Origin of the sequence: Methylomonas rapida (genome assembly GCF_024360925.2) — a bacterium.
In the GTDB taxonomy this organism is placed as follows: Bacteria; Pseudomonadota; Gammaproteobacteria; order Methylococcales; family Methylomonadaceae; genus Methylomonas; species Methylomonas rapida.
In genome coordinates this window covers 1,378,493-1,394,519 of the sequence record NZ_CP113517.1, presented here as the reverse complement: position 1 = coordinate 1,394,519, position 16,027 = coordinate 1,378,493, and the positions used below count along the sequence as shown (strand labels likewise).

Annotated in this window: 13 protein-coding genes; 11 read left to right on the top strand and 2 right to left on the bottom strand. The window is 43.0% G+C overall.

The features are described 5' to 3' along the window. Positions 1 to 392: 392 nt before the first annotated feature. The gene (hemJ, locus tag NM686_RS06560; RefSeq protein ID WP_255187080.1) at positions 393 to 818 is read left to right on the top strand and encodes a protoporphyrinogen oxidase HemJ; all 426 of its coding nucleotides are present in this window, start codon (positions 393 to 395) and stop codon (positions 816 to 818) included. Between the two features lie 22 nt (positions 819 to 840). Here hemJ and NM686_RS06555 read toward each other — a convergent pair whose 3' ends face one another. Continuing rightward, positions 841 to 2,628 (bottom strand): asparagine synthetase B family protein, encoded by a 1,788-nt coding sequence (locus NM686_RS06555; RefSeq protein WP_255187079.1) that lies wholly within the window; start codon positions 2,626 to 2,628, stop codon positions 841 to 843. A 563-nt stretch (positions 2,629 to 3,191) separates the two neighbouring features. Further along, positions 3,192 to 4,694: an exosortase A gene (gene xrtA / locus NM686_RS06550; protein WP_255187078.1), complete on the bottom strand. Its 1,503-nt coding sequence runs from the start codon at positions 4,692 to 4,694 to the stop codon at positions 3,192 to 3,194. Positions 4,695 to 4,780: 86 nt separating this feature from the next. On the opposite strand from xrtA, the gene NM686_RS06545 reads away from it, so the two are divergent. The 10 genes from NM686_RS06545 to NM686_RS06500 all read left to right on the top strand — a co-directional run bounded on the left by NM686_RS06545 (position 4,781) and on the right by NM686_RS06500 (position 16,018). Next, positions 4,781 to 5,734: a glycosyltransferase family 2 protein gene (locus NM686_RS06545; RefSeq protein ID WP_255187077.1), complete on the top strand. Its 954-nt coding sequence runs from the start codon at positions 4,781 to 4,783 to the stop codon at positions 5,732 to 5,734. A 41-nt stretch (positions 5,735 to 5,775) separates the two neighbouring features. Then, positions 5,776 to 7,029, top strand: a complete 1,254-nt coding sequence (locus NM686_RS06540; protein WP_269022595.1) for a glycosyltransferase family 4 protein — start codon at positions 5,776 to 5,778, stop codon at positions 7,027 to 7,029. After that, a complete protein-coding gene (locus NM686_RS06535) occupies positions 7,014 to 7,916 on the top strand; it encodes a hypothetical protein (RefSeq protein ID WP_255187075.1) in 903 nt (300 codons plus the stop codon). The genes NM686_RS06540 and NM686_RS06535 overlap by 16 nt, the downstream gene beginning before the upstream one ends. After that, complete coding sequence (locus NM686_RS06530) at positions 7,913 to 8,533, top strand: tetratricopeptide repeat protein (protein ID WP_255187074.1); 621 nt, start codon at positions 7,913 to 7,915, stop codon at positions 8,531 to 8,533. The genes NM686_RS06535 and NM686_RS06530 overlap by 4 nt, the downstream gene beginning before the upstream one ends. Before the next feature lie 15 nt (positions 8,534 to 8,548). Further along, entirely contained in the window at positions 8,549 to 9,367 is an 819-nt protein-coding gene (locus tag NM686_RS06525) for an ABC transporter permease (RefSeq protein ID WP_255187073.1), read from the top strand. A gap of 43 nt (positions 9,368 to 9,410) precedes the next feature. Next, positions 9,411 to 10,628 (top strand): ABC transporter ATP-binding protein, encoded by a 1,218-nt coding sequence (locus tag NM686_RS06520; RefSeq protein ID WP_255187072.1) that lies wholly within the window; start codon positions 9,411 to 9,413, stop codon positions 10,626 to 10,628. Positions 10,629 to 10,692: 64 nt separating this feature from the next. Beyond that, the gene (locus NM686_RS06515) at positions 10,693 to 11,577 is read left to right on the top strand and encodes a hypothetical protein (RefSeq protein ID WP_255187071.1); all 885 of its coding nucleotides are present in this window, start codon (positions 10,693 to 10,695) and stop codon (positions 11,575 to 11,577) included. A gap of 114 nt (positions 11,578 to 11,691) precedes the next feature. Further along, positions 11,692 to 13,587, top strand: a complete 1,896-nt coding sequence (locus tag NM686_RS06510) for a hypothetical protein (RefSeq protein WP_255187070.1) — start codon at positions 11,692 to 11,694, stop codon at positions 13,585 to 13,587. A gap of 246 nt (positions 13,588 to 13,833) precedes the next feature. Then, complete coding sequence (locus NM686_RS06505; RefSeq protein ID WP_255187069.1) at positions 13,834 to 14,745, top strand: polysaccharide pyruvyl transferase family protein; 912 nt, start codon at positions 13,834 to 13,836, stop codon at positions 14,743 to 14,745. A 142-nt stretch (positions 14,746 to 14,887) separates the two neighbouring features. Beyond that, positions 14,888 to 16,018, top strand: a complete 1,131-nt coding sequence (locus NM686_RS06500; protein ID WP_255187068.1) for a glycosyltransferase family 4 protein — start codon at positions 14,888 to 14,890, stop codon at positions 16,016 to 16,018. Positions 16,019 to 16,027 lie beyond the last annotated feature (9 nt).

Here is a 16,027-nt window from a genome sequence, read left to right as displayed (position 1 = left end):
TGTGAAAGAATAGCAGTTAACCTAAAAACTTTTCCCCAACAAACCGACAAGACATGACGAAACTCACATAAACAATACTAATCTTATGGATTCATTGCCGGAGCGACGCCTTCGCCGCGACGAGGACGTCGCTCAGAAAACCTTCATTTGCTGGGGTTCATGAGCGTTTGGTTGAAAATAACTTCCCGCACTCCGGGCTCATCGTTCCCATACTCCGCGAGGGAATGCAGCCAGAACCGCTCGGCGGCTCGGAAAGCTAGAGCGTCTCCCACGCGGAGCATGGAACCCTAAGCGGAAGTTATTTCTGCCAAAATCCTAATCTTATGGATTTAAACCCTTTTGCCACATTCCATACACGATCTGTCAACTGACAACTAACGAGAGAGGCCTTTATGCTTTGGTTAAAAGCACTTCATTTGATCTTCATGGTGACCTGGTTTGCCGGACTGTTTTATCTGCCGCGCTTGTTCGTCTATCACGCCATGAGCGACGATGCCATCAGCAACGAACGCTTTAAAGTCATGGAACGCAAGCTGTACTACGGCATCATGACGCCCGGCATGCTTTGCACGTTTATCTTTGGCATTTGGATGCTGCAAGACTATGCCTGGACACTTTACTCCGGCGCGGGTTGGTTGCATGCCAAATTTGCACTGCTGGCTGTTTTGGCGGTGTATCACGTTTTCTGCGGCAAATGGCTGTTGGATTTCAAACACGACCGCAACCAGCACAGCCACGTCTATTTCCGTTGGGTCAACGAAATTCCGGTGCTATTCTTGTTTGCGATCGTTTGGCTGGCGGTCTTGAAACCCTTTTGAGTGGCGCCGGAAAAACTGCCTGTCAACGGCCTTTGCCGACAAACCACAGTTCCAGCATCATCAAAATCCAGATCAATTCACCGTAATAAGCGGCATGTATGCTTTGATGCATGTCGATGGCATGATCCAGGAAAGCCGGCTTGAAGTATTCGCGCTTTTTCAGGCCATGAATCGCGTCATACGCCAGTTCCTTCAGCGGCTGATGATCTTTCAGCCAGACACCGAACGGCAAGCCAAAACCGTGTTTGGATTTGTTGATAATCGGCTCAGGCAGAAAATCCGCCATCGCCTGTTTATAAAACCAACGCAGTTTCTGCCCTTGCAATTTGCTCGCCGATGGGATTTTGCAGGACAAATCGACGATACGCTGATCGAGCAATGGATAACCAACCTCCACGCCGGCTAGTTCGCACATCCGGTTGACCTTGACCAAATCGTTGTCATGCAAAGTGGTTTTCCAATCCATATACAGCATGCGATTCAGGGTGCTCGCCTGTTCCGGCCGCCAGTAGCTCTCTTTCAGCAAACGTAACGGCTCGGCGGTATCGATTCTGGTTAAAAAATCGTCCTGAAAAATATCCGCTACATCATGGCGGTGCAGGAAATTGTAATCCTGCAAGCGGTCCGGCATGAGGGTATTGGCCTGCTCGATATAACGCCTGGCCTTGAATGGGATTTTTTGTTTGGCCAATACCGCGGGTAAATGATTCAAACCGGATTCCAATGCAACCTTGGCAAAACCCGGCAAGCGATGATAATGCTCGAACAGCATTTGTTTGGCGTAACGCTCGTTACCGGCGAAGATTTCATCACCGCCGTCACCTCCCAACAAACGCTTGATGCCATTGTCTTTGGCCAGCTTGGCGCAATAATAGGCCGCCAGGGCCGAGGAATTGCCGAATGGTTCGTCGTAATACGCGGCTATCAAAGACACCGCATTGACGGTATCTTCCGGCGTCACATAATATTCGTGCTGACGGGTATTGAAATGTTTGACGGCGATATTGGCATATTCGATTTCGTTATAGCCCTCGACCGGAAAGCCTATCGAAAAGGTTTTCGCCTGACCTGGATAAACCTTGGCTAACGCCCCGGCAACAGTGGAACTATCCAGACCACCGCTCAGAAAAGCGCCCGTTTGCTCCGCCGATTCGGCCATCACGTTGACGGCATCTATGATGAGCGCTTGTAATTCCGCTCCAGCCTGTTTCAGGTTGATCGATGCGGACTCTTGAAAAGTGGGCTGCCAATAATACTTCAGCGATAGTTGCCCATTTTGCCAGATCAGACATTGCCCACCTTCCAGTTTTTTAACCGCCTGGTAAATGGTATTGGGACTGGGGCAATGGTGGTAATAAACGTAGTCGTAAACGCTCTGCGGCGAAATTTCATCGTCGACATCCGCGTGGCGCACCACGAAATCCGCGCTGGAGCCGAACACCAAACCATCGGCGGTCCGGGCGTAATACAGATTGCAAAGACCAATCGGATCGGTCGCCATCATGACGGATTGCCGTTCGCTGTCGATCAGAATCAGCGCTTCAGGCTGCTTTTCCCGTTCCAGGAATTCCAAGCCATGCCTGTCATACGCTGCCAGCAACTGCCGCTGACGCTCATTTGTCAGGCCGGTTTTCAATGCTACCAGCAACAAACGTCGGCCTTCCGACGCGGAAAAATGCTTTGCGGCCAAACCAAATTGCGCGCCGACAGCTACCTGACAACCCGTTTGCCCCGCCATCATGTCGGTCAACATGGACGCTATCTGTCGTTGCGGGCGTTGGCTGCCCATCCATCCTGCAAAATTCGTCATGATTACTATGTGGTTAGTGATTACTAGGATTGGCAAGCGGCCGGCACTGCTTCCAGTGAATGTCGCTTTTCTTTGGGAGTACCGCTAAAAATTTCCTATTTATGTAAAACAGTCTGCCGAAAAAAACCAGCAATATTCGGCAATAGCTAAAGCCATTGCACGCCCAAGTTGCGATTGGCGTGAAAAAGCTTTAGCTTTTTCCACTTAGGATTTGGTTGAGAATAATTTCCCGCACTCCGGGATCATCGTTCCCATGCTCCGCGTCACTGCTATTAAGTTAAGGGCTTTTCCGTTTGCCCTGAGCTTGTCGAAGTGTGAAACGCCTCGTTCCCACGCTCTCGCGTGGGAATGCAGACCGGCATGCCCACGTCAGCAACAGCTCCGTACTTGCGCTCGGGCTCCGCATGGGTTCCCACGGAGGACCGTGGGAACCAGAGTAAAAGCCAGCAATATTCGGCAATAGCTAAAGCCATTGCACGCCCAAGTTGCGATTGGCGTGAAAAAGCTTTAGCTTTTTCCACTTAAGAAGTTGGTTCCGAGAGAACTCCTTCGGGAACCTCAGCTTAACCGCAACAAGCCTGCGCGACATTCATCAGCTTTTCACGAGCCAAGCGGTTATCACCATGAGGCGTTTCGGTGTACAACAATATCATAAGCTCCGGCGAGGCATCACCCGTCAAACGTTTGAACAATTGCAGCCATTTGATGTAATAGTGATTGGTCGCCTCGGCATCCCCCACTCGGTACCATCGCCAAACCAAAATATCGCGCTGATCGCTGTTCAAAACCGATTCTTCGACATCTTTCGACCAATCCGGGCCATGAACGGTCGTATTTGCGTTATGGATCATGCGCCAGACCTTATGTTTCTGCGGCACCAGATAATTTTGCGAATTGATCAATTCGCCTCCCTGCGACTCATCGCCAAAATTAGCGATATAGATAGCAACGCTGGAATCAGCTGTTGGAACCGTATAGCCGGCCTTCGCTCTCACGCCTTTGAAGTTGGGCTCCCAGCCCCAATCGGGAACACTAGGCGTAACATCTTCCAGCCGCGCGGACACATCGATGGGAATTTCCGCTTGAACGGCTTGCCGGGCATGTAATTCCTCGGCCAGCACTGGCCAAACCGCGATCGCCATGAAAAGGGCAAGCAAAGCCCCCCACCTCTTGCCAGCTCCCGAGATGGCCATGGTCGTTTCAGTTTCAGCTTCAGGTCCCTGCATGGCTTGCGGCGCGGAATCCTGCCAAAACGACCCCAAGTAAAACAGTAACAACATGACCAAGCCGAAAAATACCCAGCCATAAATAATGTGATCGACGCCGGTGGCCAATTTCATGTCGCTTAAATGCCCAATCATCACAATCATGTAGGCGCGCAAACCATTGGCCAAAATCGGCACCAGGAAGGATGCCAGCATGAAAACAGCGCGCTTTTTGTAACTGCTGTAATTTAGATAGGCATAGACGGTTCCCAAGGTAAAAGAGGCAATCAAATACCGCAGGCCGCTACACCCTTCCACGACCGACCAATGACCCGAGGTCAACGTGAAAAATGTGCCTTCGCGATAAACGCTGATACCGGTCAACCGCAACAGCGTCACCACGAAAGTCGCCGTGTAGTCCATCAAAAACGGAATGAATTCCTCGCCAAACGGCACCATCAAAAATAAAAACAGCAACGGAAATAACATCTGCGCTGCCGCACGGTTCCCCAAAACCGCCCAGAAACCGCAGACCAAAACACCCACCGCCGCCCATTGCTGGATGATCAACACCGATACTAGATCCGCCACCAGCCAGAGAAAGCCGCAGCCAAGCAAACACACTAGCGCCAAGCCACTAAAAGACGCATGCAAATGCCGATAATCTTCCCGGCGCAACCAAATCAGCCATAAGCTGATTGGCATCACCAGATATCCATGGGTAAAGGTTTCGGACCGCTCCCAAATCGAGACTATCGAGACCCAAGTATGATAAAAGGCCACAATACAAACCAATGCAACCAAAACCAAAGTCAACAAGGGCTTTTGCCAATGCTCGGGGATTTTCATGATGTTCGGCATCTTCACTCCTCTAATCCATGCGAACATTGTAAACTTGAATCGTGATAATCACACCATAGCCTTAACAAACATCTTCTGGATACGTCATGAAAATTAGCGCCGTCATCCCCGCGTATAACAGCGCAAAATTTATCTCGGCCGCAGTCGACAGCATTCACGCACAAACCACGCCGATTGATGAAATCATCATCATCGACGATGGTTCCACCGATAATACCGAGCAAATAGTTGCCACCTTGCCCGGCAACATCATCTACCACAAACAAGTCAATCAAGGGCCTTCCGCTGCAAGGAACAAAGGGATTGAATTGGCGACCGGCGATTGGATTGCACTTTTAGATGCCGATGATCAATGGACACCGGAAAAAACATCGAAACAACTTAAAGCACTGGAAACAACGCCCGCCTTGCATTTCATTTTTGGCGACGAAGCGGAGATTGATACGAATGGCAGCACCCTTACCCCTTCCAGCCTGGATAAACATAATCTTTTAAAAGATTTACAAAAAATATCGGGCCAGCCCTTACCCAATGCCCTGGCAGCCCTAGTACACAAGAACTTCGTGCCGACTAGCTCGGCTTTTTTCAGACGTAGCACAGCCCTAGAAGCCGGATTGTTTAATTCAGATATTCGTTTTGGTGAAGATTTGGAATTGTGGGCCAAATTCGCCGCAAATCATCCTATTGCTTGCGTGACGGATGCCTTGATACTTCGCAGAAAGCATAGCGAAAGCGCGACCACCGCAACAGAACGCATGCTTGCAGAGCTGCCTAAAGTCATGGCATCGATACGTAAGCATACAAAAACACAACTATTAGAGCAAAACATCGACCCGGATAAAATTGTTGCCGAAAGTTACTGGACATTGGGTTACTGGTACTTTGCAAACGGTGACCAAAACAAAGCGCGCCATGCCTTCCGGCAAAGCTTGAAAGAGCAACTGAACCCTAAATCCTTGGCTTACTTGGTTGCTTGTTTTTTACCCCTGCATCTAATAAAAAAGATTCGAGAGATAAAACAAAAATTCACAAATCACTAAACTTATGAGAGCATCCTGAACGAGCCTCTAGAACTCTAACTATGTCAATGGAATCAAAAAACCATCCCAAGCGCATAATCTTTGTCGAAAACGGCATAGGCTATGGAGGAGCAATAATCTGTCTTCGGCATTTAGTTCGCAACCTAGACAGAAGCAAATACTTGCCGATGGTTGTCACCGGCCGCACCAGCCCGCAATATGAAGAAATAGCCGGCGAAGCGATTTGGAAACATATTCCCGATAGACTTATCGACATTGTCGGTTTGCAAACTTGGCTAGCAAGCCAGACTTGGCCAGACAAATTGCCGTTATTACGCATCGCCTCCCAACAAATCCTTGCCCGGCTGGATGATGCGTGCAATTTTCTACCCTTTTTCCTTCGCTTGCTATGGACAGCCTGGCGTTTCAAAGCAGACTTGATTCATGCCAATAATGAGCCGCTTTGCAACCGCGCCGCGTTGTTGGTTGCCAAATGCCTTCGCATCCCAAGCGTATGCCATGTCAGAGGCGACCAAAAAGGTTCCCGCTTGATGCGTTGGGCTTATTCCCTACCCGATCATTTCATCTCGGTTTCCAACTGGGTAGCCGAAAGCATGCAACAAAAATTGAATATCCCACCTGAAAAAATTAGCGTTGTTTATGACGGTATTGCGTTAGACAAACTAGATACACAGGCGGATGGACAAAAATTCCGGAAACACTTCAATATTCCTGATGGCGGATTTGCCGTAGGTTTAGTAGGTCTTTTGATTCCATGGAAAGGTCAGAATCTATTTATTGATGCCGCTAAAATATTAAAAGATAAAATAATCAATTTAGAAATGATTATTATCGGGGGGACCCCGGAAGAATGCGGAGAATATGAGCGGCAATTGAAATTACGGGTTGCCAGAGAAGGGCTATCGGACAAAATAAAATTCACTGGTCATATAGACGAAATGCAACAGGTCTATAATGGCTTGAATATCGTAGTATCTGCTTCAATTAGTCCGGAACCACTGGGCACAGTCGTCATTGAATCAATGACCATGGGCCGGCCATTGATTGCGCCAAATCACGGTGGCGCCAGTGAAATGATAACCGACCATGAAACAGGCCTATTATTCACCCCTGGTGACGCAGACTCGCTTGCACAATCAATCCTCGCCTTTCATGAATCCCATGCATTAAGGCAACAATTAGGTCAGAATGCCAGAAAAAAAGCCTTACAAACCTTCTCAGTCGAGACACATACCAAAGCCATAGAAGCAATCTACCGCAATTTATTAGCAAAAACAGCATGTTCTATCAATTAAGAGACAAGTTAAACAGACTTAACTTTTCATTCGCTTGTAAAAAGATATATGGCACCCCGCCTGTTTTGGCAAAAACCGACGAACCCATCGCGGTTTTAACCTTATTACAACATAAGGATGTATTACTTTTTTTAATTGCCATTAAATCATTCACCAAGCAAGTCGCCATTAGAAAAGTCATCATCATAAACGATGGAACTCTAACCCAAAACGACCTTGAAACATTAAAAAAACATATCCCCATAGTTGAAATAAGGGATGCGAATGAATTCTCAAATAACGCCTGTCCTAAAGGCGGTTGCTGGGAACGCTTACTGGCGATTGCCCATTATGTAAAAGAGTATTATGTCATTCAATTGGACAGCGACACATTGACTTTGTCTGAAATACCTGAGGTTAAACAACAAATCGCCACTCAAACGGCCTTTGTCATCGGCACATGGGACAACCAAACCATAGAGCCAATGAATATTTGTTCGGAACGAGTGAGAAAGAATGTAACATTAACCCCGGAATCTCATGTTCAAATGCTGGCCGAAGCAAACTTTAATAAAATCGATAATGTCGATAGTTTAAATTATGTGCGCGGCTGCGCCGGATTTACAGGCTTTCCTAAAGACTCATTTGCAGACTCGTTTGTAGTAGAAATTTCACAAAAGATAGAAAACATCCTCGGCAAAAAATGGCACGACTGGGGTAGCGAGCAAGTGATGTCGAATATAGTCGTCGCTAATATCAATAAAAGCTCCGTGTTACCCCATCCCAAGTATTGTGACTGCACTAAAATCAAGACTGGTACAACAAGATTCATCCACTTTATAGGTGAATGCAGGTTTAAATCTGGTATTTATCAAAATTTAGTAAGAGAGGTCATCATTGATCTATGAAAACTAACTTCATCGGAATATTGATAACTTTGTTATTATTCTTTGGCCTGAACAAATCCGCTTTTCCAAAAGAACCTTGGGCAGAATACGTGGTTCAAGGTAGTTTTGATCCAATAGCCGCTGCGTTATTGGTACCCCCATTCTGCGAAGGAAACTCTGGAATTGGAATTATTCATAAACCAAAAGACTGGAAAAAAATATATGGACAAGACTTTACATCTATAAATCATTACTGTAGTGGGAAACATAAAATCCCAAAATGCTATGAATACCCAGAAAAAGAAAAGAAAGCTTGCTTGAGTTATTTTCTCGAAGGAACCACATACGCAATCAAGCACTCGCAGAATCCAAATTACGCATTATTACCTTTTTTGCACACCGAAAGAGGTAACCTTCTAAAGGATATTGGAAACTACGAAGAAGCAATATTAGATTTCAAGACCGCAATTTCTAAAAACAACAAATTTCACCCAGCATATCTTGGAATTGCCGATACATACATCAAACTAAAAGACTTAGATGAGGCGGAAAAGTATATTCAAATGGGGCTAGAGCATAACCCTGACAAAAAATCACTTAACAAAAAGCTTGAAAGAATTAGAAAACTAAAAAAATAACTTTGACCACAGGACATGTTTAAGATAGCAATCAATTTGTACAAATACCGGGAACTCATTGCCGCATTAACCTGGAAAAACATCGTCGTCCGCTACAAACAAGCTTATCTGGGTATTCTTTGGGCTGTTTTGAAACCGGTATTACTGACATTGGTATTCACGCTGGTTAAGAGTTTTGTAGGCATTGAAACTGATAACTTTCCTTACCCCCTGATTACTTTTGCGGCATTAATGCCTTGGGTTTTTTTTCAGGAATCCGTTTCCGAAGGCGTCAACAGCGTCACCTCCAACGCTTCATTGATTAAAAAAATTTACTTTCCCAGGGAAGTATTTCCACTGACAGCGATGGTAACGAAACTTGTCGAATTATTTATTAGCTTCGGCATTCTGGCCGCAATGATGTTTTATTACAAAGTCATGCCCAGTATCTATGCACTATGGCTGCCGGCCTTTATTTTATATGCCATGGTTGTTGCGCTCACTATCAGCTTTTTTGGCGCGGCAATGAATGTTTATTATCGGGATATTGGCCAAGCCATTCCAATCGCAATGTCCTTGCTGATGTATGCCACCCCCGTAATTTACCCGTTAAGCTTGGTACAAAAGAAGTTATTAGTCGAGCAAGCAGCCGGCATTTGGTCCGAGAAACTCTATACTTTATATACTCTAAATCCATTAGTTGGCATCATCGATGGATTTCAAAGAACATTGATAAAAGGAATAATGCCCGATTTTCATGCGCTTTATCCTGGCTTAATTCTGACCTTATGCATCTTGCCTTTCAGTTATTGGTTTTTTAAACGCGCTGAAAGTTGGTTTGCGGATGTAATCTAACTCATTCAATGCTAGAAATTAAAGATCAACTACCATAGTTATCATGCCAATTATAGAAGTTAACCATCTGACCAAGGAATACCAGCTTGGTAATATAAAAAGCTTTAAAGAGACCGCCTTTAATGCCGTCAAACGCCTTACATTTCAACCCACCCAAAAACGCGAACGTTTTAAAGCTCTGGATAATGTCAGCTTTTCCATTGAACAGGGAGAAGTCGTTGGCGTAATAGGACATAACGGGGCTGGAAAAAGCACATTGCTAAAGCATCTCGCCAATATCAGCAAACCGACTAGCGGTAAAGTAATCGTCAGAGGCAGTGTCGCTCCGCTAATTGAAGTCGGGGCTGGTGTAAATCCGGAATTAACCGGACGGGAAAATATTTTTTTAAATGCTGCAATTTTAGGTATTCCTAAAAAAATCATTAGGCAAAAGCTTGATGAGATCATTGAGTTTTCAGAACTGGAACAATTCATTGACACCCCCGTAAAGCGGTACAGCTCAGGCATGACCGTTAAACTTGGTTTTTCCATTGCAACCAGCATGGAAGCCGACATCCTGATCGTGGACGAGGTGTTGGCGGTAGGTGATTTGGCATTTCAACGCAAGTGCTTTGACCGAATGGAAGAACTCATTCGAAGACAAGGAAGAACTGTTTTATTGGTAAGTCACAATATTCGTCAAGTTGAGCGAATGTGTTCACGCGTTATATTGCTTAGCCATGGCTCGATACTCCAGGACGGCGACTCGCATTCGACCTGCGATCGCTTTTACCAAATAAGCAATCAAACCATTTTCGATCAAAAGATTAAAAACAAATCCGCTAGAATAATCTCATCGGGTGAAATACAGGATATTCAAGTCTCCATTCTTGACAGCCACGGAACATCAACCGAATCAATAATCGAGGGTGATTCCTTACATATCAAGGTAAGCTTCACTCTGAACAAACCCCTCGAAAATCCAGAGTTCCATATTGGCACCCATACTACGGATTTCGTTTATCTAACCGGCGAGTCTAGCGCCGTGTTAGGACATACTCAGACTTATAACGAAGGCAAGAATGAAATTCACCAAATAATACCTAATTACCCTCTTGTGCCGGGTACCTATGGGATCAGATTTGCCCTAATAGACCACCGTGGACGAGTAGTATTTCATGGTGAAAGCCTGAAGTATTTTAATGTGTTAGCAAAAACCGATGACACCCCATTGCAAGATGAATTGCGATTAATTAGTATTGCACCCAAGTGGATTCTTTAAAATAGAACTAATACATTTTAATCATTCAAACACTTTTCTTAATAAGAAATTTATACTTTACATCATGAAAAAAGAAAAAGCAGTTGTTTGCATGACAACCTTTAACAGAATAGACTGCGCACGAATCAATCAAGAAATAATAAAACTGAATTATAAAAAACCATTGCCTATAATACACGCTTGCTCTAGCACAAACTATCAAGAATACTTGGAAAATGCATATCTATATAGAAAACCACTTTCTTTGCAGCACGGAGCCTTAGATTTATTAAAAGAATCGATTAAATTAGCTATGGAGAAATTTTCGCCAGAATATATTATACACTTAGAAGGCGACACATGGATTATGGATGAGAATGTGATTTACAATCTAATTTCAGAAATGGACAAAGACCCAAACTTAATGATTTGCTCATCATCATGGGACGAAGACTTACTGGAATTTGAGTATTTAAAGAAAAAGACATTAAAATTAAAACTGGAACGCCTATTTGCAAACATAATGAGAAAAACCGGTTATCCTTACAAACTAGCGTGCAGGGATAGCTTGGCAACCCAGTTTTTTATAATAAAATCAACCCCAGAAATAATTAATTGCTTCATATCATTGGAACCTATTCCAGGGCTTGATTTAGAGCAAGCTCTTTATAGAATTTTTTTGAAAACTTTTTCAGAAAAAAACATATTACGCCTTAAGGTAAGAGAACCAATACACCCATACAATAGGTATGTGACTAAAGAGCTAACATTATACTCTCAGCATTGGCCAGCCCAAGGCACTGCCAATGATCACCGGGACCCTACACATCCTCGATATATTTCTCCTTGCATTGACGGCAAAATGGAAACACTACAAAAGTTTACTCTAGTTAGAAACGGTAAGTACATAAAAAAGCTACTAAACGCTAAGTCTTTTGATTATTATAATCCAGAAGCATCTAGAACTTAATAAGTCATATTACAAATTTACAGATCACATCCTATTAACTTTCTGTAAAATGAAATTCAATTTTTATCGGAATTTAATTACAGTTCACTACTCTAATACGCATTCTGTAACAATATGACATCGATAGAAATCAAAGATATTTTTAGTTTCACAAACTTTGATAAAAACTTCCAGATAAACTATTCTTCTCGATCATTTTTAGATAACGATATTTTAAAGTTTATTGTCGAAAAAACTCAGGACTTTGACGCTATTTTTATCCGAGCAAAAACAACAAAAAAAGTTGAAATAAAATTAGACAAAGATTATACCATTGAAAAAATCGACCTAGGTGGCTATCTAGCAAAGCCAAAAAACTCAGAGGGTAAGGTATTATGGATACCAATTACACCAAAGCAACTTAAACTTAACTCTCAACAGCAAATTCTTGACGAAAAACCCGCCGAACTCATTTCAATCAGCTGGCAAAAAGAAAATGGTTCTATAACCTTTTCAGCACAACCTGACACGGAACTTGATTTTGTCATCTGGAGATTCCCCTCTTCGATTATTGACCCCGGATTTTTAACGCTTAATTCAATCGAATCGCAACACTACTTTCTTTGGGGATCACATGCCAATGTCAGCAAGCCATCTGATTTATACCGGCACCTATTTTTTGGCTCAGTTTACGATTTACGATATTCCTGGCCGCAAAACAAACGATGCTTCTCCGAGAACGAAGCTCACGCCTTGTACACGATTTATTCGGGATTGGAAAAATCTACCGGAAAATCGATTTACCGTTGCTTCCAGCTACAATTGATCTTATCCGTCATACACCGACAATCGGATGATGGAGGCTGGTATCACGGCATGTGGACGGATGACGCTGAATGTCACTATCGCCTGCATACTAGCGGGATACATATGTTGCTGGACGAATATGCACGCAGCAAATGCCCCACAGTAAAAATAGCTTTAGAGAAAGCCGTAAATTTTCTCTCAAAAACAATCGATCAATTAGATTGTGGGGCTTGGTTTTTACACGATTCCCTGGAGCTCACCGAAGCAGCCATGAATAAGGGGCCTTTTCGCTGGATAGCCAATAAGACGCTCGGCAAAAGGGTTTCCAATATGCTGGTACTCAATACTCACCTTGACTCCACGATTGCCATTAATCGCTATGCAAAACTGACCGGTGATAGTCAATATGATGAATTGATTGCCTCCGCCTTGCATAGCACACGCACCGTTCTGTCATTGAAACCAGCCGAATGGCTTTACAAACCTCTATTTTGGGCTATCGGTTTGACCATGCTCCCGACCGAAACTGCCAAACGCTTGCCATTACCTATCCGCGCCATCAAGCGGATTGCATCGGAATATCTGATCAAAATGTTGCCGGATATCAAGGCCAGATTTCCGCGCTTGGTCATGCCCAACGGTTACATCGACAGGGAATTATCTTTACGCACTTGGGCAATTGATTATCAAACGATCAACCTGATGGATTTATGCCGATACGCCCGTGCCTTTCCCGGTCAACTGGATGATTCCATTCTCGGAAAAGCCCTTGAGTTTACTCAAACAAGTGGCTTGATCAAACGCTATCAGGAATTGCCCAGCGGCAAGCAATACGCTCCTGGATTTTGGGTAGAAGCCCTGTACCATCGTTGCCTTGCTAAACCGGATATGAAATACCGCCATTGGTTGGCGGAAGGAATAATACAAAATAAGGCTTCCGGTTTAGGATTTTCTCCTTCACTATTTGGTGCTAATGGTGAAGCCGTACCATTCGAAAATCAAATACCATTACCAGAACTCAACAACTCGGAAATTTTCGCAGTCAATTTATCGTATGATAAAACCATCGAATACCTTTTAATAAATCTGTCAGAGCAAGATATCGCCATCCCCGAAAAAAACACAATAATAAACGAATTAAACTGGTCTGATTTAAAGGGAAAACACATTGATTCCAATAAATTACACATCAAAGGAAGCAGCTGGATAATTGGAAAAAAATAATTCATAAGTCATGACAAAACCACTTCTATAATAACCACCACAGCATAAAACAATACAACTTATTTTTATTATAAATATTTATATTTTTACTTTTTCACTCAATACATTGCGAAATAGATTTTGCTCAAATGACTAAATAGACATACCATATGCCATTGATTTTTATAAGCATCAAACTCGCTAACCACCACTAAAAGCATTATAATTCCATAAATAATTTAAAAAACACATATTATACTACAAAATATGGAAAATATTGAACTATATTTATCTCATCATATTAATGATGAGATATTCTATTTCCCAAACCCAGGTAATGCCGGCGACTCTCTAATAGCTGCGGCTACTTATCAAGTATTCGATAAAATAGGACTAACCTACCACACACCAAACATTAAGTATTTTGACCCATCTGGAAAGATAGTTATATATGGTGGCGGGGGCAACTTGACCACCCCTCATTCTTTTTCAGCGAAAGTAATTAAAAAATGCCATAAATTAGCAAAAAAACTAATCATTCTTCCACAAACAATTCGAAGAAATGACGAATTACTCAAAGAGCTTGGCAATAACACAGAAATTTTTTGCAGGGAATTAATATCATACGAATACGTTAAATCATTCTCAAATAAATCAAACGTATATTTAACGAATGACATGGCATTTAATTTAGACTTAGATGAATTCAACAAAGCCAATGTAAATTATAATCCCAATAAGCAATTACTAAAATACATGGCACAAAAAATACTAAGAAAAAAAAATGCGCAAAGTCTAAACTCAATTATACGATCTTTTGGGGTTAGATCAACTTTTGACCAGGCCATAAGAAAACTTAATTGCACTCAACTAAATTGTTACAGAATTGATGGCGAAAAAACAGACATCCCCATTCCTAATGACAACATTGATTTGTCAGAATTGTTTTCTTATGGGCTAGAGGATAAATTGACCGCATACATGACAGTTAAAACATTATTCGAATTTATTCAACACTTTGATAGTGTTAATACAAATAGACTACATATAGCAATATCTTGTGCCCTACTTAACAAAAACAGCAATTTCTATTCAAATAATTATTACAAGAACAAGGCAGTATATGATTTCTCTATTCGTGGCAGATATGATAACATCAACTGGATTGAAAACAGTTAAAATCCAGGTACTTATTTAATCCTCTACATTTAAAAAAGTCGATGATGGGGATTACCCTTTGAAAAGAAGAATAGAATACTTACAAAGCCAGCTATGAACTTCCCATACTCCTCGCACTTACTAATTATCACGACGAATAATCATGCATATTGGAATTATAACCTCTGAGTTTCCACCTGATATTGGAGGTGTAGAGACATATGCCGCGGAATTTGCCCAAGCATTAGTTCAACTTGGCTACCGAGTGAGTGTATTTGTACATACTAGACATCATCCCATTGATTTGCCAAACATCACCATTTACCCTGTATTGAAATACTCAAGACATCTTGATAGGTCAATATTGCGAGAATATGACGTAGATGCCTGGCACGTGATGAATGCCGCTCATAGCTGGATAGCGTTAGAGACCGACAAACCGGTAGTCGTTTCGATTCACGGAAACGATTTTTTAAATCCTTATCCATTAACTGGTAGGCCGGGCTTCTCGGAAAATCCAAAACTCTGGAGATTCGCTTCACTCTTACATCCCCTGGATCATTGGTTAGGCAAAATATTGACTACCTGCCAAATGCGCCAAGCCCTACCAAAAGCGCGCGCCCTACTAGCTAATAGTCGTTATACAGAACAAGTATTCTTAGCCCGATACCCGGCATGTCAAGGTAAAACAGTTGTAGCGCAAGTAGGCGTTAGCGAACTATTTTTAAATTCTCGAATTTGCAAAACTCGTAATCCAGTTCCACATTTTTTAACGGTAACGCGATTATCCGAGAAGCGCAAAAATGTCGACAAAATATTGCTTGCCCTGGGTGAGCTAAAAAAAGAATATGCTTTTTCCTATCAGATAATCGGAGATGGTATCTATAAAGCAGAATTGGAATCACTTGCCGAAGAGCTTGGTTTAAAAGAGAAAGTGGATTTTTCTGGTCGTCTACCTCTGGAAAGGGTGATCGAAGCCATGACTAACGCTGATCTTTTTATCTTGCCTTCGTCCATACTACTCGATAGTCACGAGGGCTTTGGCATTGTGTACCTAGAGGCGGCAGCATGCGGCACGCCTTCATTGGGAGCGCGCCAAGCAGGAGCCGTTGAAGCAATCGCAGAGGGCGTAAGCGGTTTTTTTGTCGAAGAGCCAACAACTGAAAATATTTACTCGGCACTAAAAAATTACCTGCAAGACCAAATTACATTCACCCCCGAAAACTGTCGAGCCTTCGCAGAAAATTTTACCTGGGATAAGGTCGTACAGAAGGCATTACCTTTCTACTCATAGGTATCCGGC